General features: G+C 56.6%; 27 protein-coding genes and 1 tRNA gene. 13 read left to right on the forward strand and 15 right to left on the reverse strand.

Annotated features, from left to right (window positions below):
* Positions 1-51 precede the first annotated feature (51 nt).
* Positions 52-525: a DUF6799 domain-containing protein gene (locus EU557_RS08990; RefSeq protein WP_135530048.1), complete on the reverse strand. Its 474-nt coding sequence runs from the start codon at positions 523-525 to the stop codon at positions 52-54.
* Positions 526-730: 205 nt separating this feature from the next.
* Here EU557_RS08990 and EU557_RS08995 point away from each other — a divergent pair, with 205 nt between their 5' ends.
* On the forward strand, positions 731-1,093 hold the full coding sequence (locus EU557_RS08995; protein WP_135530049.1) for an entericidin EcnAB: 363 nt from the start codon (positions 731-733) through the stop codon (positions 1,091-1,093).
* 69 nt (positions 1,094-1,162) lie between these two features.
* Here the strand turns inward: EU557_RS08995 and EU557_RS09000 are convergent, their stop codons facing one another.
* Positions 1,163-2,698: a hypothetical protein gene (locus EU557_RS09000; RefSeq protein ID WP_135530050.1), complete on the reverse strand. Its 1,536-nt coding sequence runs from the start codon at positions 2,696-2,698 to the stop codon at positions 1,163-1,165.
* Between the two features lie 215 nt (positions 2,699-2,913).
* Between EU557_RS09000 and EU557_RS09005 the strand changes: the two genes are divergently transcribed.
* From EU557_RS09005 to EU557_RS09020, 4 genes are all read left to right on the forward strand, one after another.
* A complete protein-coding gene (locus tag EU557_RS09005; protein WP_135530051.1) occupies positions 2,914-3,201 on the forward strand; it encodes a hypothetical protein in 288 nt (95 codons plus the stop codon).
* A 157-nt stretch (positions 3,202-3,358) separates the two neighbouring features.
* Positions 3,359-3,577, forward strand: a complete 219-nt coding sequence (locus tag EU557_RS09010; RefSeq protein ID WP_135530052.1) for a CsbD family protein — start codon at positions 3,359-3,361, stop codon at positions 3,575-3,577.
* Positions 3,578-3,718: 141 nt separating this feature from the next.
* Positions 3,719-4,312 carry a DNA-binding protein gene (locus EU557_RS09015; protein ID WP_135530053.1) on the forward strand — a complete coding sequence of 198 codons (594 nt, stop codon included), beginning with the start codon at positions 3,719-3,721 and terminating at the stop codon, positions 4,310-4,312.
* Between the two features lie 65 nt (positions 4,313-4,377).
* Positions 4,378-5,211, forward strand: coding sequence for a DUF1206 domain-containing protein (locus tag EU557_RS09020; protein WP_135530054.1), 834 nt, complete (start codon positions 4,378-4,380; stop codon positions 5,209-5,211).
* Between the two features lie 122 nt (positions 5,212-5,333).
* Here EU557_RS09020 and EU557_RS09025 read toward each other — a convergent pair whose 3' ends face one another.
* On the reverse strand, positions 5,334-6,551 hold the full coding sequence (locus EU557_RS09025) for an NAD(P)-dependent oxidoreductase (protein ID WP_135530055.1): 1,218 nt from the start codon (positions 6,549-6,551) through the stop codon (positions 5,334-5,336).
* 273 nt (positions 6,552-6,824) lie between these two features.
* Between EU557_RS09025 and gcvP the strand changes: the two genes are divergently transcribed.
* Positions 6,825-9,752 carry an aminomethyl-transferring glycine dehydrogenase gene (gene gcvP / locus EU557_RS09030; RefSeq protein WP_135530056.1) on the forward strand — a complete coding sequence of 976 codons (2,928 nt, stop codon included), beginning with the start codon at positions 6,825-6,827 and terminating at the stop codon, positions 9,750-9,752.
* Positions 9,753-9,892: 140 nt separating this feature from the next.
* Here the strand turns inward: gcvP and EU557_RS09035 are convergent, their stop codons facing one another.
* Entirely contained in the window at positions 9,893-10,189 is a 297-nt protein-coding gene (locus EU557_RS09035; protein ID WP_135530057.1) for a hypothetical protein, read from the reverse strand.
* A 234-nt stretch (positions 10,190-10,423) separates the two neighbouring features.
* Here EU557_RS09035 and EU557_RS09040 point away from each other — a divergent pair, with 234 nt between their 5' ends.
* A complete protein-coding gene (locus EU557_RS09040; protein WP_135530058.1) occupies positions 10,424-11,029 on the forward strand; it encodes a DUF4136 domain-containing protein in 606 nt (201 codons plus the stop codon).
* 57 nt (positions 11,030-11,086) lie between these two features.
* Here EU557_RS09040 and EU557_RS09045 read toward each other — a convergent pair whose 3' ends face one another.
* The 3 genes from EU557_RS09045 to EU557_RS09055 all read right to left on the reverse strand — a co-directional run bounded on the left by EU557_RS09045 (position 11,087) and on the right by EU557_RS09055 (position 13,529).
* On the reverse strand, positions 11,087-11,473 hold the full coding sequence (locus EU557_RS09045) for a DUF805 domain-containing protein (RefSeq protein WP_135530059.1): 387 nt from the start codon (positions 11,471-11,473) through the stop codon (positions 11,087-11,089).
* Between the two features lie 155 nt (positions 11,474-11,628).
* Positions 11,629-12,531: a lipoyl synthase gene (lipA, locus tag EU557_RS09050; RefSeq protein ID WP_210116021.1), complete on the reverse strand. Its 903-nt coding sequence runs from the start codon at positions 12,529-12,531 to the stop codon at positions 11,629-11,631.
* 194 nt (positions 12,532-12,725) lie between these two features.
* Positions 12,726-13,529 carry a hypothetical protein gene (locus EU557_RS09055; protein WP_135530060.1) on the reverse strand — a complete coding sequence of 268 codons (804 nt, stop codon included), beginning with the start codon at positions 13,527-13,529 and terminating at the stop codon, positions 12,726-12,728.
* Between the two features lie 115 nt (positions 13,530-13,644).
* Here EU557_RS09055 and EU557_RS09060 point away from each other — a divergent pair, with 115 nt between their 5' ends.
* On the forward strand, positions 13,645-14,052 hold the full coding sequence (locus EU557_RS09060) for an OsmC family protein (RefSeq protein WP_135530061.1): 408 nt from the start codon (positions 13,645-13,647) through the stop codon (positions 14,050-14,052).
* A gap of 72 nt (positions 14,053-14,124) precedes the next feature.
* On the opposite strand, the gene ytxJ is transcribed toward EU557_RS09060, so the two are convergent.
* From ytxJ to EU557_RS09080, 4 genes are all read right to left on the reverse strand, one after another.
* Entirely contained in the window at positions 14,125-14,466 is a 342-nt protein-coding gene (ytxJ, locus tag EU557_RS09065; protein ID WP_135530062.1) for a bacillithiol system redox-active protein YtxJ, read from the reverse strand.
* Positions 14,467-14,484: 18 nt separating this feature from the next.
* On the reverse strand, positions 14,485-14,817 hold the full coding sequence (locus EU557_RS09070; RefSeq protein WP_135530063.1) for a hypothetical protein: 333 nt from the start codon (positions 14,815-14,817) through the stop codon (positions 14,485-14,487).
* 55 nt (positions 14,818-14,872) lie between these two features.
* Entirely contained in the window at positions 14,873-15,187 is a 315-nt protein-coding gene (locus EU557_RS09075; protein WP_135530064.1) for a hypothetical protein, read from the reverse strand.
* A gap of 196 nt (positions 15,188-15,383) precedes the next feature.
* Positions 15,384-17,363 carry an alpha-ketoacid dehydrogenase subunit alpha/beta gene (locus tag EU557_RS09080; RefSeq protein ID WP_135530065.1) on the reverse strand — a complete coding sequence of 660 codons (1,980 nt, stop codon included), beginning with the start codon at positions 17,361-17,363 and terminating at the stop codon, positions 15,384-15,386.
* A 295-nt stretch (positions 17,364-17,658) separates the two neighbouring features.
* Between EU557_RS09080 and EU557_RS09085 the strand changes: the two genes are divergently transcribed.
* On the forward strand, positions 17,659-18,948 hold the full coding sequence (locus EU557_RS09085) for a M16 family metallopeptidase (RefSeq protein WP_135530066.1): 1,290 nt from the start codon (positions 17,659-17,661) through the stop codon (positions 18,946-18,948).
* A gap of 116 nt (positions 18,949-19,064) precedes the next feature.
* Here the strand turns inward: EU557_RS09085 and EU557_RS09090 are convergent, their stop codons facing one another.
* From EU557_RS09090 to EU557_RS09100, 3 genes are all read right to left on the reverse strand, one after another.
* Positions 19,065-19,721, reverse strand: a complete 657-nt coding sequence (locus EU557_RS09090; protein WP_135530067.1) for a hypothetical protein — start codon at positions 19,719-19,721, stop codon at positions 19,065-19,067.
* A 313-nt stretch (positions 19,722-20,034) separates the two neighbouring features.
* Complete coding sequence (locus tag EU557_RS09095; RefSeq protein WP_135530068.1) at positions 20,035-20,361, reverse strand: hypothetical protein; 327 nt, start codon at positions 20,359-20,361, stop codon at positions 20,035-20,037.
* Between the two features lie 119 nt (positions 20,362-20,480).
* Positions 20,481-21,008: a hypothetical protein gene (locus tag EU557_RS09100; RefSeq protein ID WP_135530069.1), complete on the reverse strand. Its 528-nt coding sequence runs from the start codon at positions 21,006-21,008 to the stop codon at positions 20,481-20,483.
* Between the two features lie 204 nt (positions 21,009-21,212).
* On the opposite strand from EU557_RS09100, the gene pheS reads away from it, so the two are divergent.
* The 4 genes from pheS to EU557_RS09120 all read left to right on the forward strand — a co-directional run bounded on the left by pheS (position 21,213) and on the right by EU557_RS09120 (position 24,559).
* Positions 21,213-22,250 carry a phenylalanine--tRNA ligase subunit alpha gene (gene pheS / locus EU557_RS09105; protein ID WP_135530070.1) on the forward strand — a complete coding sequence of 346 codons (1,038 nt, stop codon included), beginning with the start codon at positions 21,213-21,215 and terminating at the stop codon, positions 22,248-22,250.
* A gap of 206 nt (positions 22,251-22,456) precedes the next feature.
* Entirely contained in the window at positions 22,457-22,903 is a 447-nt protein-coding gene (locus EU557_RS09110) for a Rieske (2Fe-2S) protein (protein WP_245326213.1), read from the forward strand.
* Between the two features lie 95 nt (positions 22,904-22,998).
* Positions 22,999-23,072, forward strand: a tRNA-Asn gene (locus EU557_RS09115).
* Between the two features lie 161 nt (positions 23,073-23,233).
* On the forward strand, positions 23,234-24,559 hold the full coding sequence (locus tag EU557_RS09120) for a site-specific integrase (protein WP_135530071.1): 1,326 nt from the start codon (positions 23,234-23,236) through the stop codon (positions 24,557-24,559).
* Positions 24,560-24,667: 108 nt separating this feature from the next.
* Here the strand turns inward: EU557_RS09120 and EU557_RS09125 are convergent, their stop codons facing one another.
* Positions 24,668-24,859 (reverse strand): hypothetical protein, encoded by a 192-nt coding sequence (locus EU557_RS09125; RefSeq protein ID WP_089332422.1) that lies wholly within the window; start codon positions 24,857-24,859, stop codon positions 24,668-24,670.
* Positions 24,860-24,875: the final 16 nt, after the last annotated feature.

The raw sequence follows: 24,875 nt of genomic DNA on the forward strand, positions 1-24,875 counted from the left end.
CATGCCAGCGCTGAAGTATAAGCCTACTCATGTGGCCTAGGCCACTAGGGCTCAATCATCGTCGCGGTCTTTGTGCTTGTGCTTGCCCCCTTTCTTGTTGTGGCCTTTGGCTTTGCCGCGGCCTGGCTTTCCAAACCACCGCTCAAACTGAGTGGTTACGGCGGGCGCACCCGAGCGACCAGCGCCTACCGTTAGTAACGCCAGCCGCCCATCGCCCTGGGTAGTTATGGCGGCGGGCTGGCCTAGCAAGGTGCAGCCGTTTCCTTCGGCCAGTTCCGTGCGCTTGCCGTCGCGCTCCACCACAAATCCGTCGCGCGTGACGATGCGACCGTTTGGCAGATGTGTATCGCGGGTCATGGGGCGCGCCTCCCCGTTACGGACCAGGTACATGGCACCATCGCGCCGCTGAAACCCATCGTGGGTTTGCGCCTGTGCTAGGCCAGTCGTCACTGATAAGCAGAATATTACCAGCCCAACGCAACGAGCACGGACGGAACAGAGGAGGTTGTGAGCAAACAAAGACACAAGATGGATAGAGTGAAATAGAGGTAGCCTTAGCATGGAGTCTAGGCCACTAGCCCCGCTACGAACCCAGCGCTTCCGGCGTTATGCGCAAGGCGGTAAGCGCTTATCAGCTAGGGCATGGGTTACTTTTTTGTTAGTGGCTGATTAAGCTCAACAAAGCACATACTGTTGTGCTTCACACAACCATCTATCATACGCAAGTACCATGAAATTCTCCTTCAAATCGCTGATCCTCGCTTCTGCTGTTGCTTTCACTGCTGCTTCGTGCACCCAGGAAGGCAAAGAAAATGCTGATGCCGCTGCTGCCAACACCGAAGCCGCCGCTGAAAACGCTGGCGACGCTGCCGCTGCTGAAGCCAACAACGCTGCCGTTAAAACGGAAGATGCTGCTGAAAACGCTGGCCAAGCCGTAGAAAACACCGCTGAGAAAGCTGCCGATAACACGGAAGCCGCTGCCGACAAAGCTGCCGCCGAGACCAAAGAAGCCGCTGCCAAAACCGAAGGGGCTGCCGACAAAGCTGCTGGCGACGCTAAGGCTGAAATCAACGCTGCTACCCGCAAAAACTAAGTACGCACTGGCCTAGGCCAGTCTACGATAAAAAAGGGCCGCTTCTGCTAGCAGAAGCGGCCCTTTTTGTTAGCCTACGGCTACCGAATCGGAGGCGGTGGCAATTTCTAGCAGCACCTCGTAGTATGGGCGCCCCATAGAGCGGGCACGCAGCCAAGAGTAAAAGCTTACGGCCTGCAGGTCTTCCTGCTCCAGGGGGGCGAAGGCAGGCACATTGGTCACGCGCTCGGCAAACCCGGGCCGGCGAGCTGCGGCCGGGTCATCAATGATTTCCCGCACGAGGCTCAGGTACACTAGCACGGTGGCGTAGGGTCCGCCGTCGGGCCCGAACCGTTCCCGCATGAGCCGTTCAATGGCGCGCAGCCGGTTCAGGGCCAGATCGGGGTTGCCCATTTCCAGTTGCACCAGCATTTCGCCCATGTTGCGGTTTACAACCCACTCCACGCCCATTTCCTGCTCGCACCAATGGTCGGTGCGGCCAATGGCTAGCAGCACTTGGTTGGTTTTATGGAACTGGCCTTCGGCAAAGTAGTGGAAGCCTAGGCCTAGGCGAGCTGTGAGTTGCTCCCGAGGGGCCAAGGGTGTGCGCAGAATATCCTCCATCAGCCGGATACTCTCGGCGTTGCGGCGCAGGAAGGCATAGTTGGCCGCCAGCAAGAAGGTGTACTTAGGTACTAGCCCAGCGGGCCGGTTGCGGGGCCCGGCGTCCATCACCTCCCGCAGCCGCTCCAGGTACTCCACCGACTCGCGGAAGCGACGCGTGCGGTACAAGGCGTGGGCAATCATGTAGAGCAGCCCCATTTGCGCTTCCCGGTGCGCCAGCTGAAACCCATGCCGCTTTTCCATCAGGTGGTAGCAGCGCATCACGAAGGGCGCGAAGGAGAGGAAGTCGCGCCGCACCAGCATGGCCGAGCGGGCAATGGACATGAGCCGGTACAGCAAGGAGGGCCGCCGGGCAAACGCTTCCTGTAGATCGTACTCGCGCAGCACTTCCTGCAGAATAGCATCAAACGATTCACCGGCTCGGCCTTTCACGCGAGCGGAGCGCAGCCGCTGCCGGATCAGGCTATCGGCAATGTTGGCCCGCTCCTCCTCATCAGCCGATTTCTTGTTGAGATGGCGTTTCCGAATAATATCCTCCAAATCGTCGGCGTGCTTGCTGCCGGCCTGGGCAATCTGGAGGTTGTACACCGTGTTCAGCAGCTCATATTGCTCATGGGAACAGGCCAGTTTCTCGGCTTTGCGCAAGGTATTCCAGGCCAGGCGAGGCACGCCTACCTCAAACAGGTACTGCGCCAGCGTAAGGAGGCCGCGCACCGACGAGGCAGCCGTGGGATCTTGCTGGCGCTGACGAAGCAGCAGGTAGTCTGTAAGATGCCGCATGAGGCGCTTGCGCAGGGCGTAGTAAGCCGTTGCGTTCGGCTCCTCGGGGTACAAGCGCTCTAGCAGCTCCTCGGTGGAGTATTCCTTCTGGTGCAGTAGCAGCTCATAAAGGCGGGAATCCATGCGGCCCTTCTGCTTCCGACGCTGCCGCTGAATGAAGCGAGCAAAGTCCTTGCGGTCGTCGGGGGTAAACGTAGCGAGAGTAGTTCTTAAATCATCCATTAGACTAAAGTGGTGGAGGCCTAAACCAAGCAACAGCTCAATATCTGACGGAAAATGTCCATTTCAATTTATCCCGCAAACAAATTATTACATTCTCATAGTCAGCTAATTACTATAAGCTGCATTGGATATGTAAAGTCTAAACCTAACAGAGTTTAGTAACACAAAACCTCATAACCTACGTACTTTCGTTTATGCCATTTTTACAATTTAATATGCGCTACATCCTATACTCACTATTCGCAGTAGGCCTATCCGCTGTGGCTACTACCACCGCTGCTGCTCAAACTCGCCCCAATGAGTTCTGGACTGAGCACTCGGCTTCTGCGGGAACCCCAGTTATCGACTCATCTGAGCTGATGGCCATTTTAGTAGCCGATAAGGCCCCAGTAAAGGAAGCTCCGCAGGCAGCATCTCCGCAGCACAAGCTGGTTCCGGCATCTGGCACTGGAGGTAAGCGCGCATCGGCAGCAACCACCACCGCTCGCCGCAAGCGCCACTAGGAATAGGTAGCATTTGCCTGTCGCTATATTCACAGGTTGCTCAATGTCAACGCTCACCAATAAAATTCGGGCTTTCTTGCTAATCAGCTAGCCTCAACAATAAACTCGTCCGTAAAGGGAAACATAGTTCACATCCCTCCCATACTTCCTTTCAATCATGGACGCTAACAACAATAACATCAACGACCAAACCGAACTGCGCGCACGCGGCAACTGGAATGAGCTCAAAGGACAGGCCAAGCAGAAATGGGGCAACCTGACCGACGACGATCTGACCTACAACGAAGGTGAGCAGGACGAGTGGTTCGGCCGTTTGCAGCATAAAACCGGTGATGCCATCGACGACATCAAGGCGTGGTTCCACCGCACGTTCTAAGCTTCGGCAATAAACACACAAGCCCTGCGAATAAAATCGCAGGGCTTTTTGTATCCGGACGTTTCTGGGCTAGGTAAACATGCATGCCTGCTTATAAACCTTCTCGAGACACCGTACTACTCTGAACACTACATACTTTCGATGATTTTTCCGGTTGAAGAGCTGCGTTTGTTGGGGAATAAGTCATTGCTAGAGCTACCGCGAACTGCTTTTTTCTGTTCGCGCAATTACCCCGTAAGTATTGAGCGTGCCACCTATCTGTGGGCTCTGGAGCAGCGCATGCACCGCCGATGCGTGCTATCGAGCTTTCATTCTCAGTTAGAGCAGTCGGTGTTTCGTTACCTGCGCCAAGAACCCAAACAACCCATATTGTATGCGTTGGGCCGTGGTATTCAGCCCAGCCTCTCGATGGAATATAGCCGGGAGATTGAGCTAGGCCACTTGCTATTCCTGAGCCGGTTTGATGAGGAGGTGAAGGTGGTCACGCCGGAGTCGGCTAACCTCCGCAACCTGTTGATGGTGGATATGGCCGACGAGCTATTCATTCCGTACGTGCGAACTGGCGGCAATTTGGAGCGCCTCCTAACGAGTGCGGTGGCCCGCTTCAAGCCCCTGCTCACCCTCGACTTGCCAGCCAACCGCCCCTTACTTCAACGGGGTGCTCGCATCTATCGTCCTCAGCAATTGGTAGGCCACTTGGGTAGGCACTGGCCCTCCCCCAGGCTTCGCCAGTAACTGGTTGATACTCTTTTCTCGTTGGCACGTACAGTAGAGTCTCTCTCACCTTTTGACTTTGACCAATGGCAATTTCTGGCACTTTACTCTCTAATGTTCCCCATTCCCCCTCCTCGGGCATAAAGGCTTTGGCCCGTTTCGGCTTTGCCGCCAAAGGGGTAGTATATATCCTGATGGGCTTGCTGGCACTACTAGCGGCTACCGGACAACGCGGCGGCCAAACCGCCGACAAGAAGCAGGCCGTGCAAACCCTCCAAGACTTGCCCGGTGGGCAGATTATGCTGGGCCTAGTGGCGCTAGGCCTGCTTGGGTACATTGTGTGGCGCTTCACGCAAGCCGTGCGCGACACCGAAAGCAAAGGCTCCGGCGCCAAGGGCATTGGGCGGCGCATCGGCTATGCCGGCAGTGGCCTACTGTACGCCGGGGTAGCCTGGTATGCAGCCCAGCTGGCTTTCAGCGGCAGCGCCGACAGCAACGGCGGCAGCACCCAGCAAACCCTTACTGCCAAAGTACTAAACTGGCCTGCCGGTGAGTGGATTATCATTGCGGTGGGCCTGATCACCATTGGCAGCGGCATCTACCAAATATACCGGGCGTATTCTGGCTCCTTTCATAAGCACGTAAACTCCAGCGACCTGCCCGCCAACCAGCAAAACCTAGTATACCGCACGGGCCAGGTGGGGTATACCGCCCGCGGCATTGTGATGGGCATTATTGGGTACTTCTTCGTGCAGGCCGGCCGCCAGTCGCGGGCCGAAGCCGTGGGCACTACCGATGAGGCCTTCGATTTCTTGGCTACCATGGGGCCGGCCGTACTAGGTATTGTGGCGCTAGGCCTGATGGCCTACGGCCTTTACATGCTGGTGCAGGCCCGTTACCCCGTTCTGCGCGGGGTATAACCATCAGCTATTCCTCTAGCCAGTAGCACGCGTTTTTAGTTGTTATTTGCTGCACAAAAAAGCCCTTACCTCCAAAGCGGAGGTAAGGGCTTTTCACTTACTACCAACTTATTACGGGGCCGCTAGGCCACGTAGTCGCGCAGGTACTCGTAGCGCGGTAGTAGCTGACCACCGCGTGCAATGGTAGCCCGTTCTACAATATCATCGTCTAGGCCGCTACCCAGCAGGTGCGGAAACACATTGTCAATCAGCTGGCGGCCGAAGTCGCGGCTAGCATTGCGGGGCAGTTCACAGGGCAGATTATCCACGGCCATAATGGTAATGTTAGACGGGTTTGAGTAGGCGGGCTCCAACTCACCAGTCTGGCAGTTATAATCGAAGGCGGGCTCCATGATGCTACTAGAGCGTTTGGTAGTAGGAATGGAGCCGTCTACATCGCAGGTTACGTCGGCAATGGTGTTAATGCGGAAGTCGGAGCGTTGGGTGTCCGCTTCCTCGAACAACCGTGGCGCTGAGGGGTGCCAATAGGCACAGGCAATGAGCAAATCCGTAACAGGCAGGAAATTCTGGAACGTAGACTCATACTCCTGTGGGTTACGGTGGAAATCGGGGGTGTCCCACACCCGCCCATCACGGCGGCGGTTGTAGTCGGAGCTGCGGAGCTGGGTGTATACCGGCTCGTTGAAATCGTGGTAGAGGTAGTCGTACACACTCACGCGCCGGATGCGCATTTTATCCAGCACTTCCACGGCGCCTTGAGCCACCCTACCAGAACCAGTTACTACCATCTTGATCGGGGGCAAGCGTTTCACTTTGAAGAACTCCTCCTGCATGTCCTCCATATCGAGGCACTGATAGGCGGGCTTCAGCTTGTACAGGCCGTGCTTGCGGCCGTAGGTCAGTAGTCCGTTGTAGGCCCCTACAATGCCGGCCCAGCGTCCAAAGGCCACAATCCGCTCCCCGCCTTCGCGGTTGGTCAGCAGTTCATAGTCAATAAGGGTGATATTCTTAGCCAGCACCTGGCGCAGCAGTTCCCGGTTAGCAGGCTGCTTCTTCACGGTGTGCGAGAAAAACATGTAGGTCTTATTCGGAATCAACTGGCCTACGGGCACTTCTTTCACACCCAGCAGGATGTCGCAGTCTGCCACATCGGGGCGCACTTCAATACCTAGGTCGCGGTACTCCTGGTCAGAGAAGCAGCGGATGGGGCTTTCCTGCACTACAATGTGCAGGCCGGGATATTGGCTTTGCGCCTCCGCGCATTTCTTGGGCGTGAGGGGTACGCGTTTGTCGGGCGGCGTTTTGCCTTCGCAGATAAGGCCCAGGGAAATAGAACGCATATGAATAAGGTGGGTGGAAAGGGAAGGATGGGAACGAGGCCCTAAATCTGGTTAAATTATTTAAGTGGAGGCGCCGGCTCTGTTCTGCTCTAGGCCAGGGGCAGCGCTACCATAGTACTCCACTGGCCTAGCACCATTCCTTACCAAACTCCCTGAGAATCCCCCGATTTCTACCATTTTCTGTGTGGTACCGGGAGAAGTTTTCGCCTTACCTTTGTTACAGGTTCGGCTGCCTCGGCGGCCGGTTTTTCCCGCCACCTCTACCCTTCTTTTATGTTGCTTCAACCCAAGCCCGCTGATGTATTCGTGGACCGCCACAACGGACCCGACGACTCGGCGGTGGCTGAGATGCTGCGCACCATCGGTGTGGAGTCGCTTGACCAGCTCATCGACGAAACCGTGCCGGCTGCTATCCGCCTGAAACAGCCGCTGAACCTGCCCGCTGCCCTCACGGAGCGGGCTTTTTTGGCGAAGTTCAAAGGCATCGCCGGCAAGAACCGTCTGTTCAAAAACTACATCGGCCTCGGCTACCACGACACCCAGCTGCCGGCCGTAATTCAGCGTAACATCCTGGAAAACCCAGGCTGGTACACCGCCTACACACCCTACCAGGCTGAAATTGCCCAGGGCCGTCTCGAAGCCCTCATCAATTACCAGACGATGGTAATGGACCTGACGGGCCTCGAAATTGCCAACGCCAGCCTGCTCGACGAAGGCACTGCCGCCGCCGAGACCCTGCACATGTTCCACTCCCTCTCCAAAAAGAAGAACGCTACGCGCTACTTCGTTTCGGAGCAGGTATTGCCCCAGACCATCGACGTACTGCGCACCCGCGCCACGCCGCTGGGCATTGAGCTGGTGGTTGGTGACCACCGCACTGCCGACCTGACGGATGAGAGCCTGTTTGGCGCCATCCTGCAGTACCCCGCCGCCGACGGTGCCGTGTACGACTACACCGACTTCATCTCGAAGGCTCACGACAATAACCTGTTCGTGACCGTGGCCGCTGATCTGCTGGCCCTAACGCTGCTCACGCCTCCCGGCGAGATGGGCGCCGATGCCGTAGTAGGCAACTCCCAGCGCTTTGGCGTGCCCATGGGCTATGGCGGGCCCCACGCCGGCTTCCTGGCAACCAAAGACGCGTTCAAGCGCGTGATTCCGGGCCGTATCATCGGGCAGAGCATTGATGCCGCTGGCAACAAAGCCTACCGCATGGCCCTACAGACCCGCGAGCAGCACATCCGCCGCGAGAAGGCCACCTCCAACATCTGTACCGCCCAGGTGCTGCTGTCGGTGCTGGCCGGTATGTATGCCGTGTACCACGGCCCCCAGCGCCTGAAGCAGTTCGCTACCAACATCCACGCCCTCACGCAGGTACTGGAAACGGAGCTGAAGGCTCTCGGCCTCGACCAGCGCAATCAGTTCTACTTCGATACGCTCGACATCAAGCTGGAAAGCCAGGAGCTGCAGAACGCCATTAAGCAAGAAGCAGAAGCCGCCGGCATCAACTTCCGCTACTTCGAGGAGCACGGCTCGCCTCGCGTGGGCATTTCCCTGCATCAGAACACCGAGGTGACGGACGTAGCCGACATCGTGGCTGTATTCAGCAAGGTGCTCGGCAAAGGCGAAAGCAAAATGCTAAGCCTGCCCGAGGAAATTTCGGTGAACTGGGCTGATAGCCTCATCCGGAAGAGCAGCTACCTGACGCACCCCATCTTCAACTCGCACCACAGTGAGCATGAGATGCTGCGTTACATGAAGCAGCTGGAAAACAAGGACCTGAGCCTGGCTCACTCCATGATTCCGCTGGGCTCGTGCACCATGAAGCTGAACGCCACCGCCGAGATGATTCCGGTGACCTGGCCCGAGATTGGTGGCCTACACCCCTTCGCCCCGCGTGAGCAGGCCCAGGGCTACTCGGAAATCTTCCGGGAGCTGGAGGCTTGGCTGTGCGAGGTAACCGGCTTTGCGGCCGTGAGCCTGCAGCCCAACTCGGGTGCCCAGGGTGAGTACGCTGGCCTGCTGGCCATCAAAGGCTACCATGATGCCCGCGGCGACCAGCACCGTAACGTGGCCCTGATTCCAGCTTCGGCCCACGGCACTAACCCTGCTTCGGCCGTTATGGCCGGCATGCAGGTGGTAGTAGTGAAGAGCACCGAGGAAGGCAATATTGATGTGGCCGACCTGAAAGCTAAAGCGGCCCAGTACGCCGACAAGCTGAGCTGCCTGATGGTGACCTACCCCAGCACGCACGGCGTGTATGAGGAAACCATCATCGACATCTGCGAGACTATTCACCAGCACGGCGGCCGCGTGTACATGGACGGCGCCAACATGAACGCCCAAGTAGGCCTCACCTCGCCCGCTACCATTGGCGCCGATGTGTGTCACCTGAACCTGCACAAAACGTTCTGCATCCCTCACGGTGGTGGCGGACCCGGCGTAGGCCCCATCGGGGTGGTTGCTGATCTGGCTCCCTACCTGCCCGGCCACGTAGTAGTTGATGCTGATGGTCGCACGGAAGGTGCCGTTTCTTCGGCTCCGTGGGGCTCAGCTAGCATCCTGCCCATCAGCTATGCGTACATCTCCATGATGGGCGGCGAGGGCCTGACGCAGGCTACGCGCACGGCTATCCTGAACGCCAACTACATCAAGGCCCGCCTGGAAGAGCACTACCCGGTGCTGTATACTGGCGCTAACGGCCGCTGCGCCCACGAAATGATCCTCGACTGTCGCCAGTTCAAGAAGGCAGGCATTGAAGTAGAGGACATTGCCAAGCGCCTGATGGACTACGGCTTCCACGCTCCTACCGTATCGTTCCCCGTGGCGGGCACGCTGATGGTAGAGCCCACGGAGTCGGAGAGCAAGGAGGAGCTGGACCGCTTCATTGAGGCCATGATTGGTATCCGCAAAGAAATTGCTGAAGTAGAAGCCGGCCGGGCCGATGCGAAGGACAACCTGCTGAAGCACGCGCCTCACACGGCGGCTACGGCCCTCACCCATGAGTGGACGCGCCCTTACACCCGTGAGCAGGCCGTGTACCCCACCGAGTACGCCCGCATGTTTAAGTTCTGGCCCGCCGTATCCCGCATCGACTCTGCATACGGTGATCGTAACCTGATCTGCTCGTGCACCTCGGTAGAGGAATATGCCGATCAGGAAGAGAAGCTGGTAGCTACCGATAAAGGCCCATCATACTAGTCTGTAGTAACTAGGCAGCCTGAATTAGCTGCCCAAGTAAAAGCCCCACCTGCAAGCAGGTGGGGCTTTTTTATTGCTGCAAACAGCAAGAATGGCCTAGCCTCAAGCAACTACCCGATAGCCTTGGCCTCGTCAACTGTTTATTTATTGCTGAAGCAGTTGCGGTACATGTAGCCGTTTTCGGTTTTACCGTTGGCTGTTACCCGAACTTTCAGGAAATACGCATCCACCGTATCCATTACCTGTACTTCCGTATCAGAGCCAATAGTGGTCAACTGTTTTGACTCCTTAGACATGCCATCGTACAACACACATTCTACTACCGTGTTGTGGGCAACTGGTCCGGTTGAGGTTCGGTTACCACGAGAGTCATCGCGGGAGGCACTGCAGGAGGCGAGCAGCAAAATGCTACCAAAAAAAAGTACAAGTCTATTCATAGATAAAAGGAAGTTATTTAGGCTTCAGGAAGATAGATATATTTCAAGATCACTGAACATTTCGTCAGAAATAATCTTCTGTGACATAGTCGGCAAGCCTACTATTCGGGAACGACTGGCCTAGTCCAGTTGTTAGATAAGTGTAGTTTTTGATTAACCTATGGGCCGGATATTTCGGTATACCGGGGAGGAAGTCAGAAGCTCATCAACATTCACTGTCTTTTCCGTCCGAACATGAATCTTATCACTCGTTTTCTGTCCCGTCGGATATCGCTGGCGGCCATGAGCTTAGCTTTACTGCTGGGCGTTAGCAGCTGTGCTAGCACGGCACGTGTTGGGGTTACCAATGACTTCGACCACTCCGTCAATTTCCGTAATTACAAAACTTGGGCTTGGCTACCCCAGCAGCCTACTGATACAGAAGGCGGTCCTGCTCAAGGCTACCAGTCGTTTCTAGACAAGCGCATTCGCACTGCCGTGGAGCGTGAGATGACGGCTAAAGGCCTCACCCACGTTGACAAGGCCCCCGATCTGTACGTGGCTTACTCCGCCAAAGTAGAGGACAAGCAGCGTACCAACAACGGCGCTTATGGCCCCTACGGCTACCCTTACTGGTACGGCTATGGGTACGGCGGCCTCTATAACCGTGGCTTCGTAACTGAGTACAAAGCCGGCACGGTTATCATTGACTTTGTTGATGCCCATCGCAAAGAGCTAGCTTGGCGCGGTCAAGGCCAAGCACAGGTAGACAATCAGACTATCTCTGAAGAAGAAGTTTACCGGATTGTAGGCGGCATCTTGGGTACTTACCCTCCCCAAGACCAGCAAGCTCGCCGCTAGTTATTCGCCCCTTGTGGCCTAGAGAACAGCTCCGCTCATATGAGCGGAGCTGTTTTTTTATGCAGGTACTTCAGGGCTATCTTCAGTGTAGGCCACAGGTTGTTTAGGATCTGGGCCGAAACGATTTTGGCCGCGCGTACCCTGCACGAAGCTCATGCCAATGCTCAGGCCGTAATTAACAACGGGCAATAGAAACAATAGCCACCACCAGCCACTCAAATTGGTATCGTGTAGCCGCTTAATCACTTGAATGTTGGCCAGTATCATCCCTAGAAAAACCACTAGGCCTACGCCAGCGGCACCGAGCATTTCGTCATCAGCATTGGCATACTGCACTTGGCTTGCTAGGGCGTACACCAATATGACCATGCAATAGATACTTATTGAACGATACCAGTAAGTCCGCCGACGCAGCCTACCACGCGTTGAAAATAGATCCTGCACGAAATTGTCTAATTAGTATAATTGAACTAGTCAGAAAGGTAGCAGTTTACTCTACATCATCTGCTCGGCGCGAGGGCTTTATAGCCTTGTACTACTAAAAAAGCCGCCTTCGTTTACAGAAGGCGGCTTTTTTAATAGCACAAGGCTGGTTAGGATTAAATCGGCACGTTCACGTGACGCTCAGCATGGTAGCTGGAACGTACTAGTGGGCCGCTCTCTACGTACTTTAGGCCACGAGCCAGGCCCTCTTCGCGGTAGTGCGCGAACAGGTCGGGGTGGATAAACTCAGCTACTTCCAAGTGGCGCTTGGTGGGCTGCAGGTACTGGCCTAGGGTCAGGATGTCGAGGCCATTGGCCACAAGGTCATCCATAGCACGGTACATCTCCTCCTTGGTTTCGCCCAAGCCCAGCATAATGCCCGACTTGGTGCGCTTACCAGCTTCCTTGGTGCGGCGAATTTGCTCTAGGCTGCGGTCGTACTTAGCCTGTGGGCGCACTAGGCGGTAGAGGCTGCCTACGGTTTCCACGTTGTGCGACACTACTTCTTGGCCGCCGGCAATCATGGTATCAAGTGCAGCCCAGTTGGCCTTCACGTCCGGAATAAGGGTTTCAATGGTAGTAGACGGGCTTAGTTCTTTTACCCGCACTACCGTTTCGTACCATATGCTGGCACCCCGGTCCTTCAGCTCATCCCGGTTTACACTAGTAATTACGGCGTGCTTCACCCCCATGAGCTGAATGGCTTCGGCTACACGGCGGGGCTCATCGGTATCGTATTCGGTGGGGCGGCCGGTGGCCACAGCGCAGAACGAGCAGGAGCGGGTACACACGTTACCCAGAATCATGAACGTAGCGGTACCTGCCCCCCAGCACTCGCCCATATTCGGGCAATTGCCGCTTTCGCAGATGGTGTGCAGTTTATGTTCATCCACCAGGCGGCGGACATTGGCGTACGCGGGTCCCACGGGCAGCTTCACGCGCAGCCAATCGGGCTTGCGCGGCTTGGCGGGCGCTACGGGAGCAGCCGCCTCCGGCTGAATGATGGGCAAAGTCAGCAACAGGTCATTCATGCAGCAAAGGTAGTGGGTATTGAAGTATGGAATGCGTACTACTGAGACACCGTAGCGCTGAAAATGTTCCCGAAGTATGTCCTAGGCCACTAGAAGCTGCTTAGCAGCCCACAAAGCCCTAACTGCAAAAGACCTTTCGGGCAGGAAAGGTCTTTTGCAGTATGAATTACAGGCCAGAAAAATTAGCTGCGGTGTCCTAAGTAAATCGTCAGGTACACGGAAGGGAAGAACAGTGTGTTCAATTTGCTATCCGACACCTGCAATTCTCTCACGATAGTCGGACGCTTGGGATAGGCTTCGAACAAAAAGCCGGTTTCTACACCCGCTACTGCGTCGCGGTAACGGCCATATTCAAAGCTTAAAGCTCCCCTTAAGTGAGCGCCTACGTAAGGCTTGGTATCACTAACTCCAGAAAAGAGCGGGGCCCGATCTACGATATTTCCTCCCCCATGAATTTGGGGATCGTACTGCTCATTGCGGTAGTCAGTTGCCCCTATCGGTTTATTACCGCTGTCACGCAGGGTATAATCGTAGGTGATGTAGTAAGGCATCAAGAGGCCTATAGATGGACCAGCACCTATTAAACCATTTACCTGCACTCCTGAGTCGGGGGCTTTGCGGAAAATAACGCGCTGTACCCCTACTGAGGGCCGAATGACAAAGAAATAGTTGGACTTACCATTAACGTACAAGCCACCGTATCCGGTGGGCACCTTGTATTCCTTAGGATGCTTCACCTCCACCCCTTCAATACTCCAGAACCGGGCCCAATCTTGGTTTAAGGGCCTGGTAGAACGTACAGATACTCCTCCAATCAAGCCACCACGGGTATTGAAGTTGACACCGTAGGTAAACTCTTTCCGGTAAGAAGGATCTTCATTGCTGGCCGACAAGGGAGTAGTACGGCTCTGCTGAGCCCGCGCAGACAAGCCAGCTCCTAGAAAGGTTAGCAGCAAGCTGCCGCCAAAGAATAGACGTGTACGCACGGGTCTGAAGGAAAAAGAGTCATAACTAATTGGCCGCCCGAGGCGGAGCGAGCCAACACTACCTAAAGTACGTAAATTTACGAGCATCAGTCTTGCCAAATTTCAACTCCTTACTATGAGCACTGCCACCGCCCGCTACGCCGGCCATTTGCGTACCGAAGCTACCCACGTAGCCTCCGGTAACACTATTCTCACCGATGCTCCCGTAGACAACCACGGCCGGGGAGAGGCCTTCTCTCCCACCGACTTAGTGAGTGCCGCACTGGGCTCGTGCATGATGACCATAATGGGCATTGTAGCCGAGCGTCATCAGGTAGACCTGACGGGCGTAACGTATGATGTAACCAAGCACATGGCGGCCGAACCGCGTCGCATCCGTCAGATTGACGTAACGTTCCAGATGCCAGCTACGCTGCCCGAGAAAGAGCGGACCATTCTTGAAAATGCGGCCCGCACCTGCCCGGTTGCTCTTAGTTTGAACCCCGAAATTCAGCAGGAGGTTCGGTTCGTGTACGAGGGATAATCCAGCAAGAAAAAGCCGGGCGCCCTTGCTCTAGTACTATGTACTTAGAACGAGGACGCCCTGCTTTTTAGTTTAGCTGACCGCTTCTTTCACGTCACTGAGGCGGATGCTCATGTGTGAGGCATCGTACCGACACTCGCCGTTCTGAATTACCAGCAATTGCGGCGACTCGTGACGAATGCTGAACTTCTCTGCTATTTCGTTGGAAATAGGCCGGAACCGCAGCAGGTCGAGGTAGTAGAGTTTAGCGTCATCCAAGTTGGAATCTGCCCACTGGCGTTCAATCTTCGCTTTAGCGGCCGCACTGATAGAGCAGCTGGTGCTGTGCTTGAAGATAATGATGGGCTGCTCAAATGACTCGCGTACGATATCAGTGAGCTGCTCTGCTTGGGTAAGGGGCTGCCAGGGCGTCATAGCTAGAGGCGGGTGGATTTAGGGGGTAGGCTCTTTGTCTTTTTTCCGCGGACGGAGAGAAACGCGGGAAGGCTCACTCACGCGGGGCGTGCCAGAACGATCAAACTGATAACTCTTCCGATCGTCTTTGGGTTCGAGGACGGCTAAGCGGCCCCCGTTGCCTTCTTTCAGCTCAGGCTTGGTCACCACCAGATGCGAGTCCTTGTACTCAGCGGGAAACTGGCGCGCATCGCGGAGGGCCCGCCGGCTTTCAGACCGCTGCTTACCACGGCTGGTAGAAGCTAACTGGGCCTGGGCCTGCGTAGTACACAGGCCTAGCAGCAGCACAGTAGCAAGTAACATGTAACGCATAGAGAAGCAGTAAGATGATAACGTGAGCTATACCTTCTCCTTAACGAGGAGTTGGCTAAAAGGGTAATACTATTCCGAGAAACTTGCGCTGCCCCACTTTGCGCTTTACGCGGCGGCGCTCATACTTAGGTTTTTTCAGCAGCCCCTGCTTGTCGTAGCTATTTTTCTGAGTTTTGATTTCCTCCTTCTCCACTGATAGCGCTTGCCCATTGGCGGCTTGATTATCAGCGCTGGCGGCTTTTTTTACTTTAGGCTGGGGTGGGCCTTTCGGATTCGGAATCCGATAGCTGTGGCAAGCGGGCGTAGTAAGCAACAAGAGCCCAGCAAGTAACAGCAGACTCAGACGACGGAGAGCTCCGGAGAGGTTCATTCTAGTTTATATTCGGCTCTTACCAAGAGCATAAGCTCCGCAAAATACACAAATAGCTATAGTCAGGCGTTGAAATTTGCTGAGCCAAGTGGCCTAGAGTTATTGAGTGAACGGGGGACCAAGGGCCAGGCTGGCTTCTAGGCCACCTCCTAGTCTCCTTGCCCCCGCTCAACAATAGAGTACCAACGACGCCGACCTAATAATTGCGCAGCTTTTCCACGGTTTGGCGCAGGCGCTGCTGGGGCAGAAACACCTTCTCCAGCGGAGGTGCAAAGGGCACGGCCGTGTCGAGAGAAGCCACGCGCTGCACGGGCGCATCAAGGTGCTCAAAACAATGCTCCGCAATCCAGGCCGCAATTTCGCCCCCTAGGCCACCTACCAGCGTGTCTTCGTGCAAGATGATGACGCGGCCGTTCTTCTCCACGGTTTGGCGCACAGCTTCCTCATCCCAAGGCAGCAGCGTACGTAAGTCAAGAATATCAGCCGATAGGCCTAGCTCGTCGGCCAGAGCCGTGGCCCAGTGTACTCCCGCACCGTAGGTGATGATGCTCATCTCGTCGCCCTCGCGTACCAGCGCAGCTTTCCCAATAGGCGTGGTATAATATACATCGGGGACGGGAGCCGTAATGCTACGGTAGAGCAACTTGTGCTCGAAGAACATCACGGGGTTGGGGTCTTCGATGGCGGCGCAGATCAAACCTTTGGCATCTATGGGGTTGCTGGGGAACACCACCTTCAAGCCCGGCGTGTGGGTAAACCAGGCCTCGTTGCTCTGCGAGTGGAATGGACCGGCTGCCGTGCCAGCCCCGGTGGGCATACGCACAACCACATCGGCATTCTGGCCCCAGCGGTAATGGCTCTTGGCCAGGTTATTCACAATCTGGTTGAAGCCGCAGGTCACAAAGTCGGCAAACTGCATTTCCACCATGCTCTTCTTGCCCTTGATGCTCAGGCCCAGCCCCGCGCCCACAATGGCTGATTCGCAGAGTGGCGTATTGCGCACCCGGCCCTTCCCAAACTGGCCTACGAAGCCATCCGTCACTTTAAACACCCCACCGTAATCAGCAATATCCTGCCCCATGAGCACCAGTTCAGGATACCGCTCCATGCTCTGCCGTAAGCCATCGGAAATGGCATCTACGTAGCGCTTGTCGGTGGTGGGCGCATCGGGAGCCGGCGACTGGTCGGGCGCCTCGAAGGGCTGGTACATATCGGCTAGCTCCAGCGCAGCATCAGCGGTGGGCATGGGGGTGGCGTCGGCAATCCGCAGGCCTTCCTCAATTTCGCGCTTAATGGTTTCGCGGAAGCGCAGGCGAGCCTCTTCATCTAGAATGCCTTCCTGCATCAACCACTTCTCATAGTTCTCCACGGGGTCTTTCTGGGCCCACTCCTCAAACAGTTCCTGGGGTACGTACTTGGTGCCGCTGGCTTCTTCGTGGCCGCGCATCCGGAAGGTGAGGGCTTCTATCAGCACTGGGCGCGGGTTACGGCGCAGGCCTTCAGCCAGGCGGCGTACGGTGTCGTACACTTCCAGCACGTTGTTGCCATCTACTTGAATGGCCTGCATGCCGTAGGCGGGGCCTTTGTCAATGAACTGCTTAAAGCGAAATTGCTCGTTGGAAGGCGTACTCAGGCCGTAACCGTTGTTTTCAATCATGAAAATCACGGGCAGCTGCCACACCGCGGCCACATTCAAGGCCTCGTGGAAGTCACCTTCGGAGGCGCCGCCGTCGCCGCTGTAAGTGAGCGTTACCTTGGGCCGGTCTTCTAGCTTATCGGCCAAAGCAATGCCATCGGCCACGGCCAGTTGAGGCCCCAGGTGCGAAATCATGCCCACGATGTGGTGCTCGTTGGTGCCAAAGTGGAACGACCGGTCACGCCCCTTAGTGAAGCCAGTGTTTTTGCCTTGCCACTGCGCAAACAGGCGGTCCAGCGGAATATCACGGCCCGTAAACACGCCTAGGTTGCGGTGCAGGGGCAAGATATACTCATCGGGCTCCAGCGCAAGGGTGCTGCCCACCGAAATGGCTTCCTGCCCGATGCCCGAAAACCACTTACTCACTTTCCCCTGCCGCAGCAGAATAAGCATCTTTTCCTCTATCAGGCGGGGCTTCAGTAGGCCCTGGTAGAGGTGGAGCAGGGTTTCATTGGAGTAATCCTTACGGTCGAAGTGCATAACGGAAAGCAAACTAAGTAGTGGGTGGCGCCAAAAGTACGGGTTTGCTAGGGAAGGAAAATAACTTAGCATCGGACTACTTGGGCGGTCTAGAACACGTCATGCTGATTAAGTCAATACAGTGACCATTCCATAATTTACCCTACACTGTTAAGCTTACATATCGCGTTGTAAACCTAGGTGGTAGCTACGTACGTACACCCGGCTACCTATCCCGCCAGCCGCCCGAAACTTCTGTTTCTGGCGGCTGGTTAGGTATATTGTTGGCCTCTTGGCCCCGCCTCCTGATTTTCCTATGATTCAATTCGAAGAATTCACGCTTTCTAATGGCCTGCGCTGCATTGTGCACGAAGACCATAGCACGCCCATGGCGGTGCTCAACATTTTATACAACGTAGGCTCCCGCGACGAAGACCCGGCCCATACCGGTTTCGCTCACCTGTTTGAGCACCTGATGTTTTCGGGCTCCGTGAACATACCGAGCTACGACGAGCCCTTGCAGATGGTGGGTGGCGAGAACAACGCCTTCACTTCTCCCGATATCACCAACTATTATCTTACCCTGCCCGCCGCCAACCTCGAAACCGGCTTCTGGCTGGAATCGGACCGCATGCTGAGCCTGGCCTTCTCGGAGAATGGCCTGGAGGTGCAGCGTAAAGTGGTAGTGGAAGAGTTCAAGCAGAACTACCTCAACCAGCCCTACGGCGATGTGTGGCTGAAGCTACGCCCCCTGGCCTACCAGCACCACCCGTATCAGTGGGCTACTATTGGCAAGGAAGTAAGCCACATTGAGGATGCCACCATGCAGCAAGTGCGCGACTTCTTTGCCAAGCATTACTCTCCTTCCAACGCTGTGCTGGTAGTAGCTGGCGCCGTGACGCGGGCTGAAGCAGAACGCCTGGCCGAGAAGTGGTTCGGTCCGATTCCGGCGGGCACCCGCTACGAGCGGCAATTGCCCCAGGAGCCGCGCCAGACCGAAGCTCGTTTCTTAGAAGTGCAAGCTGATGTGCCCGTTTCGGCGCTTTACAAAGTATACCACATGCCTGGCCGCGGCGATGCCCGCTACTATGATGTAGACCTGCTCAGCGATGTGCTGGGCCGAGGCAAGTCGAGCCGCTTGTACCAGCAACTGGTGAAGGAGCAGCCGCTCTTTAATGCTATTTCAGCTTCCGTAATGGGCTCTCTAGAGCCGGGCCTTTTAGTAGTAAGTGGCAAACTGAATGCCGGCGTAACGCTGGAAGAAGCAGATGCCGCCGTGGAGCAAGTTGTAGCGCAACTACGCGAAGAACTGGTAGCGGAACAGGAGCTGGAAAAAGTGAAGAACCAGGCGGAGGCCAGCATCGTGTTCAGCGAAATCGAGTTGCTGCATCGGGCCATGAACCTTGCCTACAGCAAACTTTTGGGCGACGCAAACTTGGTAAATCAGGAAAGCGCCAAAGTGCAGGCAGTTACTCCTGAACGAGTGCAGGCCGCCGCCCAAGAAGTGCTACGGCCTGACAACTGCAGCACGCTCTACTATCGCGCTCAGCCGAAACCGGCTGCTGCACCCGAAGCGTCTCCGGTGCTAGCCGAAGTAGCCGAATAGCTAGACTCGCAACCAACTACTGGCCTAGGCCACTCCTAGAATCCAAAGAGCCCGACTGCCATGGCAATCGGGCTCTTTGTATTCTGTATGCTGTGATTAGCTACAAATACTGTGGCTTACCAGCCGCTTCCACCGCTGCCCCAGCCATCATCGGCTTTTTTCTTGGCAGGTGCAGCTTTCTTGGCCGGAGCCGCAGCTTTGGTGGTAGTAGAGCTACCCGCGTTTTTAGTAGCCGCCGATGCGGAGGCTGCCTTAGGCGCGGCCGCTGGCTGAGTAGCAACCGGAGCGGGCTCGGGCTCAGGAGCCGCTACTGGAATAGGAGCAGGTGCTGGTGGAACCGGATCTTCGGCCCGTACTGAGCGGCGCACATAAGGTGCCCGAGGGCGGCCCCGATAGTCGGTAGTCGGGCGACGCGAAGGCGCGGCCGTGAAGCCAGGCGCAATGCTAGCACCAATAGGCTGAGGAGCATCGGCACCAGACATGGCAGCGCCAGCGCTACCGCCAGCAGCAGCCCCTCCGCCACCCCAGCCACCGGCTGCTTCAGCACCCGCAGGGGCTGGCGCAGTTGTGGGAGCAGCAGTTGGCGCGGCCGCAGGAGCTGGTTGTGCAGCAGGAGCAGCAGCCTTCTTTGTGGTAGTTTTCTTAGCGGGAGCAGGAGCACCCCAGCCGTCAGAAGATCCCCAGCCATCGGAGGACTTCTTAGACTGAGCCTGGGCTGAAGAAGCCACCAGAACCCCGCCTGCTAATAGTATGGGAAAGAAGAAACGAGTCATCGAAATTGCCAGTTGAGGAATGAAGCTGCAAGTTACGGTAGCCCAGGCAGGTCAGAAAATTCTACCTCCCAGATTTTTCTCCTAAACGCGGAGAATTATTAGAAGTTCCTGAGCACCACCTTATGGTGAGAGGCCTGAGTCCTCAACGAGGAACCCTGCACTTCAGTATCCCGCTAGCAGGCTTTCTATCAGTATTTTTTCGCTCTGAAAAGTTAGCCCAACTTTTTGTACTTACGCAGACAAGCAACGCAGAATTGACACCCAGCAGGTTACTTACCCTGGATGGCAAAAGCTGTAGCTAGCGCCTGCTTAACTACCGGCGCTTTTTTGCGGGTGCAGCCGCTTTAGGAGGAGTAGCTCCTGCCGAGAATGTATTAGTGGTGGTACTAGGCCTAGCGGGTTTCTTTTTCAGAGGGCGGCCCATGTAGTCGGTGGTGGGGGGGCTAGGCATGTTCAGCCGCATACCCGGTGCCAGCTTGAGATTTTCCTCATCCCGGCGCGCCGAGCGGTCGTAGCGAGCATATGCTCCTGAACGAGCTCGATTATATGTGCTCTTCTTTTTGGTCTGCGCCTGAGCGGGGCTTCCTAGAAAAGCAAACAGCGCAAAGGCGCTTACTAAAGAGAGTAAGTGCGATTTCATAAGCGGCGGGATGAAGTGTGAGAGGCCAATTATTACATGAGCCTCTACATACGACAACGGCCCGATCATGGATGAATGACCGGGCCGCTCTAGGCCACATAAAATTCAGAAGGTTAGCCTTACCACTGCGAGGCCACCGCACCCTCCGAAGCAGCTTCAGCAGCCATGGTATTGCTAGTACTTGTTTTGCGCAAAGGCCGGCCGTTGTAGTCGGTACTCACGCCCCGGTAGGGCGCCGTGTTCATGCCAGGGGCAATCTGCACGCCCGAGGAATGCATCATCGGGTCATCAGATTCTACCACCACGGAGCGGGGTCGCATAGACTTGGCTTTGGCCACGGGCCGGCCATTGTAGTCGGTGCTGGTACCACGGTAGGGCGAGGAGCTCATGCCGGGCGCCACCAACACCCCTGAAGAGTGCATCATGGGGTCGGGGTCGGGAGCGGTAACGGCCGTTTCCCAGCCGCTGGAAGCGGCAGGTGTGTTCCAGGTTTCGAGTGTAGGCCACTCCTCCTCGGCAGCGGGGCGCGTGGCGGGTGCAACACTTGAGTTAGCGGGCTTGCTTACAGTGGCTTTGGTTTGAGCCTGTACAGTGGGCGCGCTGAAGAAGGCCGCCACAACGGCGGCGGAAAGCAAAAAGCGTTTCATGGGAAGAGAAGCTAGAAAGGAACACCTCACCCGGCACATCCGGGCCTAAAATTGGCCGGCCGACGGGTGGCGCCCCACGTTCAGCCTCACTTGCCGCTTGTACTCAGCATATAGGCAGCAACCGTACCAACTTTTTACTGGCCTAGGCCACTCCGCAAAAAGGGCCCGGCAATTCATCTTTCCAACGCCTACCTTTGCAGTATTATGCAGGACAACATCGCGCGGCTGCGGGCCGAAATCGAAGCGTACGACGTAACCACCCCAGAACAGCTAGATCAGTTCCGGATTGCCTTCACGGGCCGGAAGGGCCAGTTGGCCGATCTGTTTGACCAGCTGAAAACGGTACCTCAGGAGCAGCGCAAAGCTGTAGGCCAAGAGCTTAACCAACTCAAGCAACAAGCGCTGGCTCGTTTTGAGCAGCGCCAGCAGGAACTGGAAGCCGCCACGGCCAACGCCCCCGCCGACCCTACCTTCGACTACACGCTGCCCACGGTGCCCAACGCCCTGGGCACCCGCCACCCCTTGAGCTTGGTGCGCGAGGAGATTGTGCGCATTCTGGCTCGCATCGGCTTTAATGTGGCAGAGGGCCCCGAGATTGAGGACGACTGGCACAACTTCACTGCCCTCAACTTCCCCGAGAACCACCCGGCCCGCGATATGCAGGACACCTTCTTTGTGCGCCGCACACCCGGCGAGCAGGAGTGGGTACTGCGCACGCACACCAGCCCCGTGCAGGTGCGCGTGATGCAAACCCAAAAGCCGCCTATCCGCAGCATCATGCCTGGCCGCGTGTATCGTAACGAAGCCATTTCGGCCCGCGCCCACATGATGTTCCATCAGGTGGAGGCTTTGTTTGTTGATGAGAACGTGAGCTTCGCCGACCTGAAGCAGACCGTGTATCACTTCGTGCAGGAACTGTTCGGGGATGATATGCAGGTGCGCTTCCGCCCGTCCTTCTTCCCCTTCACCGAGCCAAGTGCGGAAATTGACATCACTTGCCTGATCTGCAAAGGCAAAGGCTGTAACATCTGCAAGCACACTGGTTGGGTTGAAATTGGTGGCTGCGGCATGGTAGACCCCGCCGTGCTGGAACAGTCCGGTATCGACCCCGAGCGCTACAGCGGCTACGCCTGGGGCATGGGCATTGAGCGCATTACTATGCTAAAGTACCAGATCAAGGACCTGCGCCTCTTCACGGAGAACGACCTGCGCTTCCTCCGTCAGTTTGAAGGCGTGCAGTAGGCCACATTGCCTGCTTCGCTTTGTCTAAAAAGCTCTCTTCGGCCCCCAGAAGAGAGCTTTTTTTTGGCCTTAGCAAACTATCGGGTGGCTCTTGGCCTTTCTTGCTACTGAATGCGCGGCTCATCATACTTGCCTAGTAGCCTAGCGGGCTATACCGTAGCGCAACTCTGCTTCGTTTAAGCTACCGCGCTTTACCCGTTTTGCTTATGCACTCTAGCCTCTTCCCTTCTTCCCGTACAGTTGCCCTCCTGGCTGTTTTAGCTGCCCCGGCGGTGCTGGCCGCCTGTAATAACTCCAACGACGCTCAGCCACAGATTCCGCTGGCGGCGGTTAACGAGCTGGTTGTGCTCACCGACCAGAAGAACAGCAACCTGCGCTTTGATAATGGAGCCATATACATCAATGGCGGCGTAAAGGGCATTATTGTCGTGCGGCAGAATGCCTCTAGCTACCTAGCCTTCGAGCGTAATTGCCCCTACCAGCCGCTTGATACCTGTGCCCGGGTGAAAATTGACCCGTTCGTCCGGCTCTATGACCCGTGCTGCAAGTCGCAGTTTAGCTTCCAGGGGCAGGTGCAGGGAGGCCCGGCCACCAGAAATTTGCGGCAATACAACACGGCCCTCTCCGGCAACCTTCTGACAATCACTAATTAAAAAAAACAGGTAAAAATTTTCGAAACGCATGTTTGGAGCTTCAAAAACTTTGCTCTAATATTGCACCAGCAACGGCAAAATACGCCGCCATAACCGCTTCCTTAGCTCAGCCGGTTAGAGCATCTGACTGTTAATCAGAGGGTCCCTGGTTCGAGCCCAGGAGGGAGCGCACAAGCAGAAGAAGCCCGCCGATAATCGGTGGGCTTCTTCGTTTTTAAGCCATTCTGAGCCGTTTTTCTTCTTTGCCTTTCTTGCCTTTCCTCCGCGTTCCGGTTATCTTTCGATATAAACCGGGACACAAAACGGGACCTATACCGGGACACAGGCAGGATGGCAAAGCAGATTACTTACCGGAAGCAGATCAGCGTGCGGATGAGCCTACGGCTGGCTAAGCGCAATAAGCGGGGCTTCTGCCCGGTGCGGATGACGGCCCGCTGGCACGGAGAGGAACTGCAGATGGATACCGGGGAACTGGTAATGCCGGCGGGTAAGAACCGGCGGGGTAAGGAAGAATCCTTTTGGGACGCAGAGACGGGGCAGGTGGTCGGTGACCACCCCGACAAGGCATATCTGAACTCCCGCTTGGCCGAGTGGGTAAGGGACGTTACCCAGGCCTTCGAGTCTGTGTTTGACCGGGCCCCGTTTGCGAAAGTGAGCAAGGAGCAGCTGCGGGCCGAGCTGTTTCCGCCCGAGGTGGAAGAGACACCGGAGCCGGCAGTAACGGTCAAGCCAATCAGTCGCACGTTCCGGCAGGTGCTGGAAGAATGGAAGGAGGAAAACCGCAACCTGGGCAAAGACTCCCTGCGCAAGTACGACCAGCTGGCTACCATGATGGAAACTTGGCGGCCTGACCTGCGGCCGGAGCAGGTGACGCAGAAGATTGCCAAGGAATATCAGCAGCATCTGCTGGACCTGCAGAAGTCGGACGCTACCATCAAGGTACATTTCACCGGGCTACGCAAATGCCTTGAGCAACTGGGGCTGCCGGCCGACATGGCGTGGCTGCAGTATTCGGCCAAGAACGCGCCGCAGCTGGACCTGGAAATCGAGGAAGTACAACGGCTGATTAAGTGGCGGCCGACTTCTGACGTGCTGGCCGAGGAACGGGACCGGTGGCTGTTTCAACTGTTCAGCGGACGGCGCTACGAAGACTTGGAGAAGTTCGACCCGCGGGAGCGGATTACGCTAACGCTGGAAGACGGCCGCAAAGTGCCGGCGCTGCTACACGCCCAGGGCAAAACTGGTAATGACGCAGCCGTGCCCCTCCCCCCTATTGCGGTGAACATCGGGGAGCGGTGGGGCTGGCAGTTTCCGGCCCGTACCTGGCAGCAGCGCGGCGACTACATCAAGGACATTGCCCAGCAGGCCGGACTGAACCGGGAATGGGACGACCGGCTGATTACGGGCGGGAAGGTGGTGCACAACTGGCGGCCCATCTGGCAGGTCATCAGCACCCATACGGCCCGGCACACGGCGGCTACGCTGCTCAAGCAAGTCAGCAACGGTAACAAAGCCCTAGCCCGGCTGGTGCTTGGCCACGCCGAGGAAGATGTAACGGACCGCTACGCCAAAGACAAGGCCCGGCTGCTGGCGCCGGCCGTGCTGGATGCTTGGCAGAAGATTCTGGGCGACTGGTACGACGGGGTGCCAGCCTAGCAGTTACCTGGCAACATAAGGACGCGGCCCCCTGCTCCGGATAAACCGGCGGCAGGGGGCCGCGTCGCGCTATAGGGTGCCTGAAGGGTGGCTTTTGCCTGGCTTAAGCTACGGGCGAAGGGCGGCACATACCTCGGCCTCGGGCAGGCCGGTGTAGCGGCAGAACTCGGCGATGGAAACGTAGGAGCGGGCCGGCTTGGCCAAGTGGCGGCGGATGCGCTGGAGGAGGCGCTTGCCGGCGTCGTAGCTGGTACCCGTGAGCTGGGCTGCCTCCTTGGGGTAGATGCAAACCTGGGGCATAGTGGGGAGAGTGGGG

The organism is Hymenobacter wooponensis, assembly GCF_004745865.1.
Taxonomy (GTDB): Bacteria; Bacteroidota; Bacteroidia; order Cytophagales; family Hymenobacteraceae; genus Hymenobacter; species Hymenobacter wooponensis.